At 69.9% G+C, this 18,989-nt stretch carries 12 protein-coding genes; 4 read left to right on the plus strand and 8 right to left on the minus strand.

The genetic code is table 11. From position 1 onward, the window contains the following. Positions 1-46: 46 nt before the first annotated feature. The 4 genes from JL100_RS28045 to acuI all read right to left on the minus strand — a co-directional run bounded on the left by JL100_RS28045 (position 47) and on the right by acuI (position 4,444). On the minus strand, positions 47-1,768 hold the full coding sequence (locus JL100_RS28045; RefSeq protein WP_202684921.1) for an IlvD/Edd family dehydratase: 1,722 nt from the start codon (positions 1,766-1,768) through the stop codon (positions 47-49). Between the two features lie 36 nt (positions 1,769-1,804). Next, entirely contained in the window at positions 1,805-2,326 is a 522-nt protein-coding gene (locus tag JL100_RS28050; protein ID WP_202684922.1) for a GNAT family N-acetyltransferase, read from the minus strand. A gap of 29 nt (positions 2,327-2,355) precedes the next feature. Beyond that, positions 2,356-3,327, minus strand: coding sequence for an Rpn family recombination-promoting nuclease/putative transposase (locus tag JL100_RS28055; protein WP_202684923.1), 972 nt, complete (start codon positions 3,325-3,327; stop codon positions 2,356-2,358). A 112-nt stretch (positions 3,328-3,439) separates the two neighbouring features. Further along, positions 3,440-4,444, minus strand: a complete 1,005-nt coding sequence (gene acuI / locus JL100_RS28060; RefSeq protein ID WP_202684924.1) for an acrylyl-CoA reductase (NADPH) — start codon at positions 4,442-4,444, stop codon at positions 3,440-3,442. Positions 4,445-4,617: 173 nt separating this feature from the next. On the opposite strand from acuI, the gene JL100_RS28065 reads away from it, so the two are divergent. Continuing rightward, positions 4,618-5,868, plus strand: a complete 1,251-nt coding sequence (locus JL100_RS28065) for an MFS transporter (RefSeq protein WP_202684925.1) — start codon at positions 4,618-4,620, stop codon at positions 5,866-5,868. 164 nt (positions 5,869-6,032) lie between these two features. Further along, the gene (locus tag JL100_RS28070; RefSeq protein ID WP_202684926.1) at positions 6,033-6,878 is read left to right on the plus strand and encodes a calcium-binding protein; all 846 of its coding nucleotides are present in this window, start codon (positions 6,033-6,035) and stop codon (positions 6,876-6,878) included. 81 nt (positions 6,879-6,959) lie between these two features. Here JL100_RS28070 and JL100_RS28075 read toward each other — a convergent pair whose 3' ends face one another. The 4 genes from JL100_RS28075 to JL100_RS28090 are packed head-to-tail and all read right to left on the minus strand — an operon-like array spanning position 6,960 to position 11,922. Next, positions 6,960-7,328, minus strand: a complete 369-nt coding sequence (locus JL100_RS28075; RefSeq protein WP_202684927.1) for a c-type cytochrome — start codon at positions 7,326-7,328, stop codon at positions 6,960-6,962. A 4-nt stretch (positions 7,329-7,332) separates the two neighbouring features. After that, on the minus strand, positions 7,333-9,102 hold the full coding sequence (locus JL100_RS28080) for a GMC family oxidoreductase (RefSeq protein WP_202684928.1): 1,770 nt from the start codon (positions 9,100-9,102) through the stop codon (positions 7,333-7,335). Positions 9,103-9,148: 46 nt separating this feature from the next. Continuing rightward, entirely contained in the window at positions 9,149-9,910 is a 762-nt protein-coding gene (locus JL100_RS28085) for a gluconate 2-dehydrogenase subunit 3 family protein (RefSeq protein WP_202684929.1), read from the minus strand. Positions 9,911-9,957: 47 nt separating this feature from the next. After that, positions 9,958-11,922, minus strand: a complete 1,965-nt coding sequence (locus tag JL100_RS28090; protein ID WP_202684930.1) for a methyl-accepting chemotaxis protein — start codon at positions 11,920-11,922, stop codon at positions 9,958-9,960. Positions 11,923-12,429: 507 nt separating this feature from the next. On the opposite strand from JL100_RS28090, the gene JL100_RS28095 reads away from it, so the two are divergent. Both JL100_RS28095 and JL100_RS28100 read left to right on the plus strand, forming a co-directional pair. Next, positions 12,430-13,977 (plus strand): toll/interleukin-1 receptor domain-containing protein, encoded by a 1,548-nt coding sequence (locus tag JL100_RS28095; protein ID WP_202684931.1) that lies wholly within the window; start codon positions 12,430-12,432, stop codon positions 13,975-13,977. Next, positions 13,974-18,818 (plus strand): WD40 repeat domain-containing protein, encoded by a 4,845-nt coding sequence (locus tag JL100_RS28100; protein ID WP_202684932.1) that lies wholly within the window; start codon positions 13,974-13,976, stop codon positions 18,816-18,818. Before JL100_RS28095 ends, JL100_RS28100 begins: the two co-directional genes overlap by 4 nt. Positions 18,819-18,989 lie beyond the last annotated feature (171 nt).

The following is an 18,989-nucleotide window of genomic DNA, read 5'->3' on the forward strand; positions in this document are numbered from 1 at the left end:
CGGAAAGCGGGAGCGCCGCATTGATATCGGTCAAGAACAACATCGGTCAAGAAGGCAGGGGGATCGTCCTGGTAGGCTCCGGCCTGAGAAAGTCGAAGTCGCAGCCCTCGTCGGCCTGGAGCACGCTGTCCAGGTAAAGCTTGCGGTAGCCCCGCTCCGGCGGCGCATGGGGGATCGGCACGGGAGTGCGGGCGGCAAGCTCGGCCTCGTCCACCAGCAGGTCGATGCGGCGCGCCGGAACGTCCAGGCGGATGCGGTCGCCGGTGCGGACCAGGGCCAGCGGGCCGCCGGACGCGGATTCCGGCGTCACGTGCAGGACGATGGTGCCCGACGCGGTGCCGCTCATCCGCCCGTCGGAGATCCGCACCATGTCGGTGACGCCCTGGCGGGCCAGCTTGCGCGGGATCGGCAGGTACCCCGCTTCCGGCATGCCGGGGGCTCCCTTGGGGCCGATGTTCTGGAGCACCAGGATGTCGTCGGCGGTCACGTCCAGGTCGGGATCGTCGATCCGGGCGGCCAGGTCGGCGGCGCCGGCGAAGACGACGGCCCGCCCGGTGTGCCGCATCAGCCGGGGCGACGCCGCCGACTGCTTGACGATGGCTCCGCCCGGCGCCAGCGTGCCGCGCAGGAAGGCCATGCCGCCCTCGGGATGGATCGGGTTTTCCAGGGTGCGCACGACATCCTGCGGCCACGGGCCGGGCGCGGCGTCGATCGCCTCGCCCAGGGTCATGCCGGCGACCGTCGGGCAGTCCAGGTGAAGCAGCGGCCTCAGTTCCCGCAGGATCGCGGCGAGGCCGCCGGCATCGTGCAGGTCCTCCATGTAGTGGCGGCCAGACGGCTTGAGATCGACCAGGACCGGCGTCTCCCGGCCCATGCGGTCGAAGCCCTCCAGGTCGATGCGGATGCCCATGCGGCCGGCCATGGCGGTCAGGTGGATGATCCCGTTGGTCGATCCTCCCGTCGCCAGCAGCACCCGGAGCGCGTTCTCGAACGCCCGTTCCGTCATGATCCGGTCGGGTGTTATGCCGTCGCGGGCGAGGCGCACCGCGGCGGCGCCGGTCGCCTCGGCATGGCGCAGCCGTTCCGACAGGACCGCCGGGATCGCGGCGCCGCCGGGCAGCATCATGCCCAGCGCCTCGACCGCGAGCGCCATGGTGCTGGCCGTGCCCATGACCGAGCAGGTGCCGGCGCTGGGGGCCAGCCGGTCGTTGACCTCCGCGATCTCGGCGGCGTCGATCTCGTCCGCGCGGTAGCGCGCCCAGAAGCGGCGGCAGTCGGTGCAGGCGCCGACCCGCTCGCCCCGGTGGCTGCCGGTCAGCATCGGCCCGGTGACGAGCTGGATCGCCGGCACGCCGGCGCTGGCCGCGGCCATCAGCTGGGCCGGGACCGTCTTGTCGCAGCCGCCGATCAGCACCACGGCGTCCATCGGCTGCGCCCGGATCATCTCCTCCGTGTCCATGGCCATCAGGTTGCGGAGGAACATGCTGGTGGGATAGGCGAAGGATTCATGGAGCGACACGGTCGGGAAATCGACCGGCAGGGCGCCCGCCAGCATGACTCCGCGCTTCACCGCCTCGATCAGGTCGGGCACCGTGCGGTGGCAGGCGTTGTAGCCGCTGTAGGTGTTGACGACGCCGACGATCGGCCGTTCCAGCGCGTCGTCGGAATAGCCCATGGCCTTGATGAAGGCCTTGCGCAGGAACATGGAAAAGCCAGCGTCGCCGTAGCTGGTCAGCCCGCGCGCCATGCCGGTCTTCTTCGTCGTCATTCAGAGCCCCCTACCCTCCCGTGCGGTCCGGGGAGGCTAGGCAGATTGGACAGACCGGTCCAGCGTAATCACCATATAGGCCGCATCATCGCCGTAGGACGCCAGCTTGGCGGCCAGCGCCGCGTCGCCGGGATGATCCGAGAAGCCGCGCCGGCGCCAATAGGGCGCCGACCGGTTGACGGCGGTCAGGGCCAGCGCCGGCAGGCCCCGGCGCCGGGCGAGGTCGCGGAGGATATCGACCAGCGACTCCCCCAGTCCGAGTCCTCGTGCCTCCGGCAGCAGGGCCACGTCATGGAGGTAGAGGCAGTCGGCATCGGGGGGCAAACCGCCGAGCAGGCTGTCGAGCGCCGGCGGACGCCCCAGCGTGCCTGGATGGCTGACGGCGTAGCCGAGCACGCTGCCGTGTCCGTCCCGGGCGATCAGGCAGCCGGCGGGGAACAGGGCCAGACGCTCGGCCGGCACCTCGGGGGACTCCGGGTAACCGGGGTGGACGATCTCGGCGATCCGCTCGACCGTGGGAAGGTCCGCGGGACCCATGGGACGCCAGTGTGCCGACATGCTGGACCGATCCGCTCCCGGCCGGCGCCTCAGCCGGGCCGGAGATCGGGAAAGACGTCGGCGAGCGACCGGGCTTCCATCAGACGGTCCATATAGGCGTCGAGCTGGTCGATGGTCGCCGAGGCGATCAGGCGGTCCACATCGGCCGGCAGGTCGCCGAACCGGCGCTTGAGCTGGCGCGACAGCATCTCAGCCTTACCGGCGGCCATGCCCGCGGTCATACCCTCGGCCTTCAATTCGCGCTCCCAGATCTTGATCCGCTCCGACAGCATGTCCTGAACCTCCCCAAGTCCCGACGGGACCGCCACCGGCCCGTCCCCGCCAATCAGCGCCGCCATGGCCTGGGCCACCACCTCGCCGAAGGCCAGCTTCAGCGAGTCGTGATCCGATTGCCCCCGGAACCAGCCGATCACCTCGCCGACCAGTCCGGGCAGCTCGGCGGGCCGGGTGCAGGTCTCGATCCGGAAGAGCAGCGCCACCAGGCCGTCCCTCCGGGCGAGGTCCTCGGCGCCGAGCCTGCCCTCGTCGATGAGATGATAGCGGATGCCCGGCTGCCAAGGCCAGAGCGCCGCGTCCGGCGCCAGTCCCATCAGGCCGGCGGTGTCGAGCGGCGCGTTCCACGGGGCCTCGCCGTTGTAGAGCACCACCGGCAGCACCGGCGGCAGGGGCGAGCCGGGCGGCAGCTTCAGCTCCCGGATGAGCTGCTGCCACAGCAGGCCGACATAGACCATGACCCGGATCGCCATCCACCAGTCGGAGCGCGACTGGAACTCCAGCATCAGGTAGATATGGACGACCTCCCCCGACAGGGTCGGCACGCGCCAGATCAGGTCGCCCTCCCGCCGGCGGCCGTCGCGGGCATGGAACTTGGCGTTGACCCGCTCCATCCGGGTGAAGTCCAGCCCGGCGGCGACATCCTCCGGCACGAAGCCGCGGATCAGCTGCTCGACCATCAGCGGGTGGGAGAAGAGGCGGTGGTAGAGGCTGTCGGAGGCAGGCATCGGGGCGGGTATCCCGTGGGATGAAATCGCCCCTTCTCTGCATGCACCCGCAACCGTCGGCAAGCAGGGGACGCCGCCCGCGACCCTATGACCTATCCCCATCAGCGACTCCTCAGCCGCCGACCCTCACCACGGTACGGCCGCGGACCTGGCCCTTGAGGATATCCTCCGCCAGCCGGGGCAGGTCCTCCAGCGCGACCTCGGTGGTGACCGCGTCCAGCGTCTCCGGCGGCAGTTCGCGGGCGATGCGGGTCCAGGCCTCCTGGCGCCGCGGCTTCGGGCAATTGACCGAATCGATGCCGAGCAGCGACACGCCGCGCAGGATGAAGGGCATCACCGTGGTCGGCAGGTCGGCGCCCCCGGCCAGGCCGCAGGCGGCGGCGGCACCGCCATAGGCGACTCCCGCCAGAACGCTGGCGAGCGTGGTTCCGCCGACGGTATCGACGGCGCCGCCCCAGCGCTCGGAAGTCAGCGGCTTGGACGGCTGCGCCAGCTCGTTGCGATCCACGATCACCGAAGCGCCGAGGGACTTCAGATAGTCGGCCTGCTCCGGCCGGCCGGTCGAGGCCGCGACCGTGTAGCCGTTGGCGGCGAGCAGCCGGACGGCGACGCTGCCGACGCCGCCTGCCGCTCCCGTCACCAGGATCTCGCGGTTCCTGTCCAGGCCGTGCCGCTCCAGCGCCATCACGGCCAGCATCGCGGTGAACCCCGCCGTGCCGACCGCCATGGCGTGGCGGGCGGTCATGCCATCCGGCAAGGGGACCAGCCATTCCGGCTTGACCCGCGCCCGCTCGGCGAAGCCGCCGGACCAGGACTCGCCGACGCCCCAGCCGGTCAGGACCACCGCGTCGCCGGGCTTGCAGTCAGGCGAGTCGGACCGGATCACCGTGCCGGCGAAGTCGATGCCGGGCACCATGGGGAACTTGCGCAGGATGCGCCCCTTGCCGGTCAGCGCCAGCCCGTCCTTGTAGTTGAAGCTTGACCACGCGACGGCGACGGTGACCTCGGCCTCCGGCAGGTCGGCGTCCGTCCATCGCGTCAGGCCGACCCGCAGCTTGCCGTCGACCTGGTCGGCGACGAGCGCCTTGAAGGAGGCTTGGGAAGCGTTCTCGGTCATGGGCTGTTTCTCCCCTTGGTTGGTCATCGGGACGGGTGTCCCGGCCGGCATCTGGCCGTGAAGATCATGGCAGGCATTCGGGGCGGGATCGGAAGCCGCTTGCTTATCTGATTGACAAATATTGGCGTGTCAACCGAGCCTGAAGCCGACCAACGGCAGCGGACAGAACCGGCATGAGCAATCCCGGCGCCCGAGTCACAAGAAAAAGCATCGCCATCCGTCCCGCAGGGCGGACCCTCTCCCTCGCCCTGCTGCTGGTGGCCGAGGTGGCCGCCATGTCGGTCTGGTTCGCGACGACGGCCTCGCTCGCCGGGATCAAGGCGGAATGGGACCTGGGACCGTTCCGCGAGGCTCTGCTGACCAGCAGCGTCCAGGCCGGGTTCGTCGCCGGCACGCTCGGCAGCGCCCTGCTCAGCCTGGCCGACCGGATGGATCTGCGGCACCTGTTCCGCGCGTCGGCGCTGGTCGCCGCGGCCGCCAACGCCGCGATCCTCGCCCTCGACCCGACCGACGCGCTGCTGCCGGTGCTGCGGTTCGTGACCGGCATGTGCATGGCGGGCGTCTATCCCGTCGGAATGAAGCTCGCCACCACCTGGGCGAAGCAGGACCTGGGGCTGCTGATCGGGCTGCTGATCGCGGCGCTCACCCTGGGCTCCGCATCGCCCCATCTGCTGGCGGCGTTCGGCGGAGTGGACTGGCGGGTGCCCTACGTCGCGGCCTCCGCCGCGGCCCTGCTGGCGGGGGTGCTGATCACGTTCGTCCAGGTCGGGCCGAATGTCGCCAAGGCTCCGCCGCTGCGGCTCGGCAACGCGCTGGAGGCGTGGCGCGACCGGCCGCTGCGGCTGGCCAACCTGGGTTATCTGGGCCACATGTGGGAGCTTTACGCCATGTGGGCCTGGTTCGGCGCCTTTGTCCATGCCAGCTTCGCGCTGACGCTGGGCGAGGACTCCTCGACGTCGGCCAAGCTGGCGACCTTCGCCGTCGTCGGCTCCGGGGCTTTGGGAGCGCTGGCCGGCGGCTGGCTGGCCGACCGCTGGGGGCGCACCCTGGTCACCTCGGTCTCCATGGCGGTCAGCGGAACCTGCGCGCTCACCGTCGGCCTGCTGTTCGACGGCCCGCCGGCCCTGCTCGTCGCGGTCGGCATCGTCTGGGGCATCAGCATCATCGCCGACAGCGGCCAGTTCTCGGCGACCGTGGCCGAACTGAGCGACCGGTCGCTGGTCGGCACCATGCTGACGATCCAGACCTGCGCCGGCTTCCTGCTGACCCTCGCCAGCATCCACCTGCTGCCGTATGTGGTGGATGCGGTCGGGTGGACTTATGCCTTCGCGGTGCTCGCCGTCGGCCCGTTCCTCGGGATCGTGGCGATGCTGCACCTGCGGGCCGATCCCGCCGCCCGGAAGATCGCGGGGGGCAGGCGCTGATCCGTTTCAACAAACGCCGATTTGGGTCGAATATCTAAGTATTATTCAGCATTTTGTGACAAATGGGGCACGAACCGGCCGCGCGCTTGAAAAATCGATGTAGGTAATACAAATTCGCGAATAATAAGATCGATGGCAACAGCGAACTTGGCGCGAGGCTATTCATGGCGACACTTCCAGGCGGGTCCTACGACACACAGTACGGCACCGGCGATTCCGATTTTCTCATGGGTGGCGGCCGCCACGACCTTCTGATCGGCGGCGCCGGCGACGACATGCTGTTCGGCAATTGGGGCGAGGACGTGCTCGACGGCGGGTCCGGCGACGATTACCTGAGCGGCGGCGCGCGGTCCGACCTCCTGCTCGGCGGCAGCGGCGCCGACACCCTGCTGGGCGGCACCTCCGACGACATCATGGTCGGCGGCGCGGGCGACGACCTGATGAGCGGCGAGCACGGGCATGACCGGCTCGACGGCGGCAGCGGCAACGACATCCTGGACGGCGGCAGCGGCAAGGACGTGCTGAACGGCGGCGCCGGCGACGACACCATGCTGGGCGGCGGCCATGACGACGTCCTGAACGGCGGCTCCGGCAACGACTACATGCGGGGCGACAACGGCAACGACGTCATGCATGGCGGCAGCGGCGACGACGTGCTGGCCGGCGGCAACGGCGACGACGTCATGTTCGGCGACGCCGGCGACGACGTGCTGCGCGGCGGTTTCGGCAACGACGTCCTGACCGGCGGCGCCGGCACCGACACCTTCGCCTTCCGCGGCGGCGGCGGCCAGGACGTGGTGATGGACTTCCAGCAGGGCGTCGACATCCTGCTCGTCTCGCGCAACATCAATGGCCTCAGCGTGTCGAGCGCCGGCGACCTCGCGGCCCGCGTGACCGACGTCGGCGGCAACGCCGTGGTCGACCTGGGCAACGGCGACACCATCACCCTGATGAACGTGTCGGCGGACGACATCCAGCAGAACCCCAACGCCTTCTTCGCCATCGGCTAATGGAGAGGGGCTGAAGGCGAGGGGCGCCGCTCAGGTGCCGGAAGGGGCGATACCCGGCGGGTACCGCCCCTTCCGGCCCTCCTATTCCAGGCCCTGGAGATACGCCACCAGCGCGTCCCGGTCGGCCTTGTCGGCGATGCCGTCGAAGGGCATGCGGTTGCCCTTCACCTTGCCCTGCGGGTCGGCAAGGAACTCCGAGAGCGCGGCGGCGTCCCAGGTGATGCCGCTCCGCTTCATCGCCGGGGAATAGCGGAACCCGTCGGCGGACGCGGCCTTGCGACCGACGACGCCGGCCAGCGCCGGACCGCTGTCGGTCCCGACGCCCTTGTCGCCGTGGCAGGCGGCGCAGCTCTCGTAGACTTCCGCGCCGCGTGACTCATTCGCAACCGGGGCGGCCGCCGCCGGAGCGGCGGCCAGGAGGCAGGCCGCCGCGATCAGAACAGCTCTCATGTCCTCACGCCTTCATCAGGTGGGTGGGGTTCTTCAGGTATTTGCCGACCACGGCGTCGGCCGCCCAGTAGGCCAGCGCGCCGACCGCGCCGGTCGGGTTGTAGCCGGCGTTCTGCGGGAAGACCGAGGCGCCGAGGACGAACAGGTTGTGGGCATCCCAGGACTGGAGGTACCGGTTGACCGCGCTGGTCGAGGGATCGGTGCCCATCGGCGTGCCGCCGGTGTTGTGGCTGGACTGGTAGGGCACCACGTCGAAGTCGCCCTTGCGCGGGTTGGCCGCGATGTGGGTGGCGCCCATCGCCTTGGCGATGCCGGCGCCCTTCTCCGTCAGGAAGGCCGACATCTTCCGGTCGTTGTCGGTCAGGTTGTAGGTCATCCGGATCAGCGGCCGGCCCAGGACGTCCCTGTAGGTCGGGTCCAGGTCCAGGTAGTTGCCCCGGCTGGCATAGTTGGAGCCCTGGCAGTTCATGCTGGCGGCGCGCCGGTACCACTGCGCGGTCGCCTGCTTCCACTCCGATCCCCAGCGCGGCGTGCCCGGCGGCACCGGCCGGTTCAGGATCGGGCGGCCGTTGGTCGAGTTCAGCGCGATGTAGCCGCCGCCCAGGAAGTCCAGGTCCTTGTGGTCGAAATTGTCGCCGTTGAAGTCGTCGATCACCATGCCGAGCGAGCCGGCGCCCATGAAGGGGTTCAGCTCCTTGTCCTGGAAGAAGACGCCGACCGCGGACTGGATCTGGTGGCAGTAGTTGCGCCCGACCACGCCCTTGCCGGTACGGGGGTCGTAGGGCCGGCCGATGCCGGAATGCAGCATCATGTGGGTATTGCCGAACACCCAGGCCGACAGCACGACGATGCCGGCCGGCTGCTCGATCTCCTCGCCGGTGCGCAGGTCGACATAGACGACCGCGGTCACCTTCTTGCCCGACTTGTCGTAGACCAGACGGCTGGCGTAGCAGCGGTCGCGGATCTCGACCTTGGGCTCCTTGGCGAGCACGGGCAGCAGGGTGGTGTTGGGGCTCGACTTGGCGTTGGCCTCGCAGCCGAACCGCTCGCAGTGGCCGCAATACTGGCAGGCGCCGAGCCGGACGCCTTCCGGGTTCACGTAGGGCGCGCTCATGTTGCCGGCGGGCGCCGGGAACGGGTGGTAGCCCAGGCCGGACGCCGCCTCGCCGAACATCACGCCGGCCAGCGAGGGCTTGAGCGGCTTGTTGGGATATTCGGCGCTGCGCCAGCCCTCGTAGGGGTTGCCGCCGGGATGGATCTTGCCCCGGATGTTGCCGGCCTTGCCCGACAGGCCGCAAAGCTTCTCGAACCGGTCGTAATGGCCTTCCAGCTCGTCATAGGTGACGCCCCAGTCGGCGATCAGCATGTCGTCGGGGATCTTCTTCCTGCCGTAGCGCTCGGTCAGGTGGCTGCGCAGGGTGTGGTCGCTGGGCAGGAACCGGTAGGTCTGCGCGTTCCAGTGCGTGCCCATGCCGCCGACGCCGTCGCCCGGCAGGAAGGCGCCGAACCGGCGCATCGGCAGCGCCGCCTTGTCCGCGGAGTGCCGGAAAGTGACGGTTTCCTGCGCCGGATCCTGCATCAGCTCCTGGCGGACCGAGAAGCGCAGCTCGTCGCGGATGTTGGGCAGGGTGAAATCGTCGCCGGGAACGCGGTTGGCGCCGCGTTCGAGCGCCACGACGCTCAGCCCGGCCTTGCTCAATTCCCGGGCCATGATGCTCCCGGTCCAGCCCATGCCGACCAGGACGGCATCGACTTCCTTCAGTTTCTTGACCATGTCTTTTGTCTCTACCCTTGATTTACTTCGAGATCGCCGGCGCGTCTTACGAGAAGTCCGCGATCGACTGCGGCTCGGCCTCGTAGCGCTTGCCGCGATAGGTCTCGATCTTGTCGGCGTAGGTCGCGGGCAGGCCCGGGTAGCCGATCATCCGCCACGACGCCATGCCGCGATTGCCGCCGTACATCGGGTCGGAGAAGAAGCCCTCCATCACCATCTGGAGCAGCGCGTTGAAGAACGGCTTGGAGCCGATCGCGGCGAACTCGGCCTTGCCGGCGTCCATCGCCTTCAGCGCTTCCGCGACCTGGGGTCCGTCCAGGCCGTCGAGCTCCTTGCCGTAGGTCGTCTTGACCCAGGCGTTGGCGGCGGCGATGCCGGCCCGGAAGAACTCCAGCGGGACCAGGGGCGACTGGTTGCCGGTTCCCGGCTGCGGGGTGCTGAACGGGCCGGACCGGTACAGGCGGGCGCCGGCGCCGTAGGCCCCGGCGAGCTGCCGGTCGATATAGGTCACGACGCCGCACTCCGACCCCGACGGCGACAGGTCGTCGGCCGGGATGATGGCGTCGGCGGCGGCCCCGATGAAGGCCGCCTCGGCCGCGGTCAGGACCTGCATCGGCTCCGGGACGTATTCCGGAGCGGATGCCGCCGCCGGGGAGGCCGGGGCGGGAGCCTGGGGAGCGGCTTGCGGGGCGGCTTCGGGGGCCGCGATGGCCAGGTCGGAGGCCGCGAAGGCCCCCGCGGTGGTCACGGCGGCGGTTCCCGCCGCGGCGCCGATCAGGAACCGGCGGCGGGGTAGTGATTCGGTCATGTCTCTGCTGGTCCTCGATAGTGTACGCGTGACTGTCCCGGCGGGGCTCACGCGGCCCGGATGGTCGCCAGGAACTGGCTGGCCTCGGCGCTGAGCCGGGCGGACTGGGTGGCAAGCTCGTCGGCCGACGCGACGACTTTGGTGGCGGCGCTGCCGGTCTCGTTGGCGGCCGCTGTCACCGATCCGATGGTGGAGGAGACCTCCTGGGTGCCCTGGGCCGCCTGCTGGACGTTGCGGGCGATCTCCTGGGTGGCGGCGCCCTGCTCCTCGACGGCGCTGGAGACCGAGGCGGTGATGCCGCTCAGTTCCTGGATGCGGGCGGCGATGCCGCGGACCGCGGCGGCGGCCTTTTCCGTCTCGGACTGGATCTCCCCGACCTGGGCCTGGATGTCCTCGGTCGCCTTGGAGGTCTGGGTGGCAAGCTGCTTGACCTCCGACGCCACGACCGCGAAGCCCTTGCCGGCCTCCCCCGCCCGCGCCGCCTCGATGGTCGCGTTCAGCGCCAGCAGGTTGGTCTGGGAGGCGATCTGCTGGATCATCTGGACGATCTCGCCGATCCGCTGGGCGGAGCCGGTGAGGCCCGACACGATGGCGTCGGTCACCCGGCCCTCCTCGCTGGCCTTGAGCGCCACCTGGGAGGCGCTGGAGGTCTGCCGGGCGATCTCCCCGATCGAGGAGGACAGCTCCTCCGCCGCGGTGGCGACGGTCTGCACGTTGGCCGAGGTCTGCTCGGACGCGGAGCCGACCGCCATCGTCTGGCGCTGGGTCTCCTCCGCCGTGGCCGACATGGACTGTGCGGCGGCGCGCATGTCGCTGGCGGCGCCGGAGACGGCGTCGATGACGTGCCGGATGCTTTCCTCGAAGCTGTCGGCCAGCCGGTTCATGGCGCGCCGGCGCTCCTCCTCGGCGGCGGCGCGATCGGCTTCCTGGCGCCCGCGCAGGGTCTCGGCCTCGATCATGGAGTTCTTGAACACCTCGACCGCCTCGGCCATGGTGCCCAGCTCGTCGCGCCGGTCGCGGCCGGGGATCTCGGCGGCGGTGTCGCCCGCGGACAGGCGCCGCATCGCCTGGCGCAGACGCTCGATCGGACGGGTCAGGCCGCGGCCGACCATCAGCGCCACCAGGACGGCGGCGAGCAGCACGGCGCCGGTGGCGGTGCCGAGATACCAGCGGGTGCCGGTCTCGATCGCGACGAAGCCGGAGATGTTCTGGACCAGCTCGACGACGGCGACCGGCTCGCCCGCGAAATTCTTCAGCTGGCCGAGATAGAGCGCCACCGGATGGCCGTCCAGCCCGGTCCGGCGCAGCACGTCCGCGCCGTCGAGCGCCGCGGCCAGTTCCTCCGGGGTCGCCAGGGTCTTCCCGGCCAGGCTGCTGCCCAGCGTGGCGAAGGCGTCGCCCTGCTTGCGGTGGACCGCGAAATCGACGCCGAACCGGGACTTGATCCCCTCGACGAAGGCCGGGCCGAAGGTGATGCCGATGTCGATCGCGCCGACGAACCGGCCGTCGCGGGTGACGGGGCCGACGCTGTAGACGCCCAGATTGTCGCGGCCGGGCTCGATCCCGGTCACGCCGCGCCCGGTCCGGTTGACCAGTGCCACCGTGCGCCGGCGCTGCGAGACGTCGTCGCCGAAGCTCTTGGGATCGTGGACCCGGTAGGTCGTGATGCCCGGCGGCTTGGTGAAGGACCAGGGACCCACGCCGAGGGTCTTGGACGCCTTCTGCGCCTGGGCCAGCGCGGCGCCCAGGGCATCACGGTCGTCCGCGTCGAGGGCCGCCTGGACCTCGGGAAGGTTGCCGACCACGGCGGCCACAGCCGCGGCGGTGCGGCCCTCGTACTCGAAGGCGGCGACGACGCTCTCGTACTGAAGCCGCATCTCGCGTTCCAGGGCGAGGCTGGTGACCTCGGTCTGCTTCATCGTCGCGAAAACGCAAAGGACGCCGGAGGCGACGGCGGCGGTCGCCGAAATGGCGACGACCAGCCTCATGGCAATGGAGCGGATTTTAAACATGATCAATACTTCCGGATCGGGCACTGCACTGGACGGCCGGGAGGCGGCGGCGCAGTGGAACCAGCCGCGCGCCGCCCGTTTCGGAGTTCGTCAGGCCGGATCTTCAGCACGGATTTCTTGCTGAAATAATAATGATGCAAGTAATTTTATTATTAATTGCGAGTTCTTATTATTACCTAAGCGATACTTGCGGCTGGGATCTTCAATACCGGAGTGCCTGTCGACGGTATTTTCGTCCCTGCGAGCGGATCGAAAAAGAGGTTGGATGCACAGGAATTATGCATGAGGCATCCCATGTCGCCTCACGTTCAACGAATCCCTCGCCTGAAAGTCAGAGGCTCTCTTCAATGAATATTCCCGTAGGATTCTGGCGCAGCTTTACTTTCTGTTTACCTTAATATCTCAAATAAAGGGCAAGTTCAAGATTGACACCCGCGCCACCGTCCATCTAATCCGTTCGAAGGAAATCCAGAGAAGCTTTTCATTAGAAGGGTTCTGTCGCCGACCATGCCAAGCGTCTTCATCAGCTACGCGCGGGTCGACGACACCCTGCCTCCGAAGGGGGCGGACGGGGTCGGATGGATTTCCCATTTCCACGAGGCGCTGAGCTATGGTCTCAAGGCCTGGGGCCGCAGCGACCTGAAGATCTGGCGCGACGCGTACGAGATCGACGGTTCCCAGGACTTCAAGAAACGCATCGAGGAGGGAGTGGACGGCTGCGACATCTTCCTGGCGGTCCATTCCACGGACTATTACGGCCGCGATTGGTGCCGGATGGAGCTGGAGCGCTTCCATGCCCGGACCGACAACCCGCCGCCCAGCCGGGAATGCCTGATCAGGATCGGGATCCATGACGTTCCCAGGGACCGGTGGCCCGCCGAGTTCGGCGGGCGGGCCGGTTTCGACTTCTTCAGCGGGAACCTGCGATCCGGCGACTACCAGCCTTTCTACTGGTTCGGCAGAATATCCACGAACCACTATCTGGAGCGTATCCGGGAACTGGTCACCGCAATCAACCGGCTGGTGCCCCGGGCGCCTGCCATCGGGGAAACGGTGGGTGGGGAAACGGCGGGCGGGACCCCGACGAAAGCCACGAAGGCCGGCGGTCCCGTCGTCTTCGTGGCCTGGACGGCCGCCGACATGGCCGAGGCCCGGGCGCGGGTCGTGACCGAGCTGACGGCCCGGGGCTTCACGCCCCTGCCGCTGGAGCCGGAACCCCTGTCCGACCCCGCGGCGGCGAAGCTGCTGGCGCAGCAGACCATCGACCAGGCCGAAGCGCTGGTCCACCTGATCGGTGAGCAGAAACATATCGACGGCAGGGACGGCACGGTCCACAGGGACTTGGTCCGCCGCCAGCTGGAATGGTCGGGCTCCCGGGTCGACGAGGCGGCCCCGCCCGGGGCGCCCAGCCGGTTCCTCTGGCTGCCCGCCTTCCCGGGGCTGCGCGACGCCGAAGGGAAGCCGGTCCACCGCCCGGACGCGCTGGTGCTGCTGGAACGGTTCTGCGCGCCGAGGGACAGCGACGTGCCGGAGAACGGCGATCTGCTGACCTTCATCCAGGTCCTGACGGCGCGGCTGCGCCCGGCCGGCACGCCCGAACCGGGCACCGGCGGGGAAGAGGAGGACGAGCCCGGGCTGCTCGCCGTGTGGGCCGATCCGGCGGACGCGGCGGACGCGGTCGCGGTCGCCCGCAGCCTGAAGGCGGAGGGCCTGAAGCCCAGGATCCCCGATTTCGACGCCGCGGACCCTATGGACGTCCAGCTGGCCGGGATCCTGCCGCTGGTTTCGTCCGTCGTCATCTGCTGGCGCGACGGTCCCGCCGAGACGGTCCGCGCGCTGCTCAAGACCCTGCGCCGCCCGCGCCCGCCGGGAGCGAGGAGGCGCCCCGCCCCCGCGCTGTGGCTGGTGAAGATTCCCGGAAGCCCCGATGCCGAGGCGGCCAAGGCCCGGTTCTTCGACGGCGACCTGGAGGAGGCCGAGATCGACGATCCGCGCCGGGCGGCCGAAGCGCTGCGTCCCCTGGTGCGGCAGGTACGCGAAGGAGCGGCCCGATGAGCGGCCCCGGCCCCTGGTGCTCGGCGGAGCGCCCGTTTCCCGGCCTGCGGCCGTTCCAGAAGCAGGACGCCGACTGGTTCTTCGGCCGGGACGCCCAGAGCACGGCCTTGTACCGGCTGGTCCGCGAGTCCCGGTTCGTCGCCGTGGTCGGCGCGTCGGGAAGCGGCAAGTCGTCGCTGGTCAAGGCGGGCCTGCTGCCGCGGCTGGAGCGCGCCTCGTCCCTCTCCGGTTCACCCTGGCACCTGTTCGAGACCCGCCCCGGCAATGCCCCGATCCGCCGGCTGGCGGAGGTCCTGGCCGGCCTGGATCCGGAGGTCCGCGGCGCCCCGGCGGAGCCCGCCGGAGAGATCGACGCCCGGCGCATCGCCCGCTTCGCCGACCGGCAGGAGCGGCTGGGGCTTGCGCGCTGGGGAATCGCGCCGCTGCTGAACGGCATGTCGGACGGCCTCGCCCGGGCGGTGGACCTCGCCCCGGACGCGGCGGCGGCCGACCGCGTCCTGTTGGTGGTCGACCAGTTCGAGGAGCTGTTCCGGTTCGGCGAGGAAGCGGAGGGGGAGGAGCGCGCCGCCCGGCGCGAGGAGGCCCGCGCCTTCGTCGAGCTTCTGCTGCGCGGGGCGGGCGATCCCTCCGGCCGGCTGACGGTGCTGGTCACCATGCGCTCGGACTTCTTCGGCGACTGCGGCCGGTTCCATGGTCTGGCCGAGGCGGTCAGCGCATCCCAGTACCTGGTGCCCCAGCTCGACCGCGAATCGCTGGTCCCGATCATCCGCCGGCCGGTGGAGCAGGCGGGCGCCGGGATCGATCCGCTGCTGGTCCAGACCCTGCTGCTGGACCGGGAGGAGAGCGATCGCCTGCCGGTCCTCCAGCACGTCCTGATGCGGCTGTGGTCGATCGCCGGGGAGCGTCCGGGGGTCCGCCACCTCGCCCTGGAGGACTACCGCCGGATCGGCGGGCTGGAGGAGGCGCTGTCGCGCCACGCCGAGGAGGTCCGCAAGGAAATCGAGGATTGGACCGACGGCATTCCCGCCGGGGCGCTGGTCGAGCGCCTGTTCAAGGAACTGACCGACACCGACCGGCAGAACCGGGCGATCCGGCGCCGGCGCACCGTCGCCGAACTGGAGGCGGTCGCCGCCGCCGGCCCCGACGGCCGGATCGATCCGGCGCGGGCGGTCGCTCTGCACCGCGTCATCGACCGGTTCCGGGAGCCGGACTGCTCCTTCCTGGTGCCGTCGCCCGTCGAGGTCCCGGAGCTTACCGCCGAGCACCAGATCGATATCGGGCACGAGGCGCTGATCCGCCGCTGGCGGGCGATCGCCGGCGAGGCACCGAACGCGAACGACGGCGAGGCGGAGCAGTGGCGCCGGCTGGGCTGGCTGGAGCAGGAGCGCCGCGACGGCGACAGCTGGCGGCTGCTGCTCTCGGCGGCGCAGGAGTGGGACAGGACCCCGGCGGCGGGCAAGCCCGGCAAGCTTCTCCCGGAAACGGCGGAGAGGAAACGCTGGCGCGCCCGGGTCAGCGCGACGGCGGCCTGGGCGGACCGCCATGGCGGCGGGCTGGCGCTGGTGGACGCCTTCCTGGCGGCCTGCGAGAAGGCGCGGCTGCGCCGGCGGACCTGGGCCCGGCTCATGGCCGGCGCGCTGGTCGCGACGGTCTGCGTCATCGTGGCGGCGGGCTTCATGGCCTTCGAAAGGGTGTCGGAGGAGCGCAACCACGCGATGGAGCTGGCACTCCGCTATTCCGACCGGCTGGCCGACGACGCGCTCCGCGAATTGGGCACCGGGGAGACCGGGGCGGCGGCGAACCTGATCGCCGAGGCCTTTCCCGACTGGGTGGACGATCCGCTCCCCTGGCGGGACACCCTGCCCCACCGGGCGCTGGAGCAGATCCTCGCCAGTCGGCCGGCGGCGCGGGGGGAATGGCTCATCGAGACGGGCTACAACAACGCTGTCTTCGCGCTGTCGCCCGATGGGCGCCATGTGGCGGCCGGATCGCTGGATGGGGATTCGATTACGGTATGGGACACCGGGAACCGCGAACGCGTCTGGAAGACACCGCCGTCCGCCGAGGGGCGGTTCCAGTACCAGGGGCTTTCGTCCCCCGTGTTCAGTCCGGACGGCCGGCGGCTGGTAGCACGCTGGAGCGAAGGAAAAGTCAGGGTCTTCGATGCCGCGACCGGCGCCCTGGTCGCGGAGTTCGAGGGGCATGACGAGGATCTGAACGCGGTGGCGATGAACCCGGCGGGGGACCGGATCGCCAGCGTGGGGGACGACCGCACCCTCCGTCTGTGGCGGATCGGCTCCGCGGGCGCCGAGGCGGTGGTCCGGCACAATGCGCGGGTGACGGCGGTGGTGTGGTCACCCGACGGAAGCCGCCTCGCGACCGCGACCGAATACGGGCTCGTCACCCTTTTCGACGTGACGGGGGCGGAGCCGAGGGCCCTGGAGAAGTCCGCGCCCCGCTTGCGTTACATCACCGCCCTCCGGTTCTCGCCCGACGGCGGAACGCTCGCGGCCGGCGACGCCGCCGGACAGGTTCTCTTGGCGAGCTTCGGACCGGCCGGCACGATCGCGAAAACCATTACCATCGAGGCGCACACGCGGGTGGTCCGGGACCTCCTGTTCACGAACGACGGCAAGCTGCTGCTGACCGGCGGATGGACCGACGGGGTCGCCGCCTGGGACTCCGTCACCGGACAGGCGGTCGGAACCCTTCAAGCCGTCCCGGGTATAGACGTGATGGTCCAGCCGGCGGGAACCGGCGATCTCGCCATGGTCATGGACGACGGCACCATGGCGGTGAGGAAGCTGGACACCCTGGCTCCCCCGAAGAGCCGCTTTCGGATACCGGAATTGAGTGCTGTGGCGATCGCCGCGGGAAACTCGGGACCCGTTTCGCTCTGGTGGGACGGCCATTCCGGCCTGGAACAGCGGGTCGATTCCGCCGCCGGAATCACGCTGACCAAATTGCCGACCGGCGGCCGCATGCCAGCCCGCACGGCGCTGAGCGCCTCCGGCGAGGTCATGGCGCTCCAGTTCGCGGAAACGATCGAGGTCGGCACTCCCGAGGCGGAGCCCTGGGTCATCGACGTAGCCGACTGGGCACCCGACGGGATCCTCGTCAGCGACGACGGCCGGCGGGTCGTCGGGTGGGACCCGGAGCGGATCCGTGTCTGGGAGGCCGGATCGGGAGAAGCATCCGACGTCGCCCTTTCCGTGACCGGGATCGCGGCAGTCGCCATGGACGCGCCGGGGAGCAATCTGGCTTTCGGCACGGAGGCGGGGCTGGCCGGTCTCGTCGATCTCGACGCAAGGCGGGAACTCTGGTCTTACAATGTGTTCGAGGCGGAAGTCTCCGCCATCGCACTCTCCCCCGCGGACGGCCTGATCGCGGTCAGCACATACGGAGAGGTGCCGGAGCGGAACGCGACGGCGATCCTCGACCCGCGTCCCGGCCGCCCGCCGGTCACGATGGTCGGCGGCTTCGGCGACTTCGGCGGCATGAACACGCTGGCTTTCGTGAACGGTGGAGAAACCCTGGTCGGGTCCGATGGAAACACCGTCCTGGCGGCGCGGACATATGACGGCGTCATGGTCGCCAGGGGCGGCGGCTATGGCAGCCCGGATGTCGCGAGGCTCGTGAATGTCAGCGGGGAGGGTCCGATTCCGGCGCTGGGCAGTGACGGGGAAATTCTGATCCTCGACCCGAGGACATTTGAACCATTGGTGTCGGTCTCCGAAGAGAATCTGGACTTGCGGGATGCGTGGGCATCCGGCGACGCTTCCACCGTCAGCGCGATCACGACCGCAGGGCACGCGCATCATTGGAAAGGCGGCTCTCCCTGGCCGGCGGTATCCCGGAATTTCGCGCCCGGAGCCACGCTGATCCCTCTGCCGTCCGGATCTCTCCTGGTCACCCTTCCGCAGGGTGTCGGGATCTGGGACCCCGACCGGGATTCCGTGGAGCCCGTGCCGCGGACCGGGCCGGCGATGCCGCGCGCAGTGGCCCTGGCTCCGGACGCCGGAAGCATCGTCATGGTCCGGAGCGACGGGGCGGTGGACCACCTCTCGCTTCCCGACGGCCGCCTGCTGAGATCCCTGGGCCACGCCGGCGAGGAACCCGCGATGGTGCTGACCGACGGTACGACGGCGGTCCTCCACCAGTCCGACAGGATGCGGGGATGGCGTTTCTCGGACGGCACCGAGATCGCCTTCATCAGGCCGGAGCAGGGTCTCGCCCGGATGGGCATTTCAGTGCGCTTCAGGAGGCCGCGTCCCGTCATGGGTGGATCCGGGAACAGCCGCGTCCTCGTTGCGAACCGGACCGGCGCCCTTGAGGTCTGGATGCCCGGTCCGGACGCCGGATGGCAGTCGGAATGGTGGCGGGCCGCCCGGGCGGAGGACGTCATCCCGCTGCAATCCGGAAGCGCCCCCGATACGATCGTGAGTTCGAGCGCCACCCGCAACAGAAGCCGCTTCGGTGGAGACACGCGCGACAACGCCGTCAACCTGCTCCGCCTCTGGTCGCCGGGTCTGGACCGGGTGCTGGCCCATGCGGCGGTGGACGGCCAGCCGGTCTCCCTGCGGATCGGCGACGGCCGATGGCATGTCCTGGTCCAGCGCGCCGGCGCCCTCCGCGTGGAGACGGTGACGCCCCGCGATTCCGACCTCGCGTCCCTGCTGGGCGAGTTGCGCGCCCTGCGGGCCGAGGGGCTGCCGGAGTTCACGCCGGAGGAGCGCGCGCGGTACCGGGTCGATCCCTTGACTCCGCAGGCCCAACCGGACCGGCAGGAACAGGCCGCGCCGCCGCGGCCCGCGAACAGGGGCGGTCCCGCGGCGCAGTGACGCCGCCTCCTTCCCTCGACCCCGGCCCACGAGGCACCCCGATCGATCGGACAGGCAATTCCCGACCCGTTCCCCGAAAGCGTCGCCGCGGCTATCCGGTTATGGAAACCATTCCAATACTAGTTAGCCTGCTATCGAACCAGTGGTCCGGATCCGCAAACCCGCATGTTC

Source organism: Skermanella mucosa, from assembly GCF_016765655.2.
Classification (GTDB): domain Bacteria; phylum Pseudomonadota; class Alphaproteobacteria; order Azospirillales; family Azospirillaceae; genus Skermanella; species Skermanella mucosa.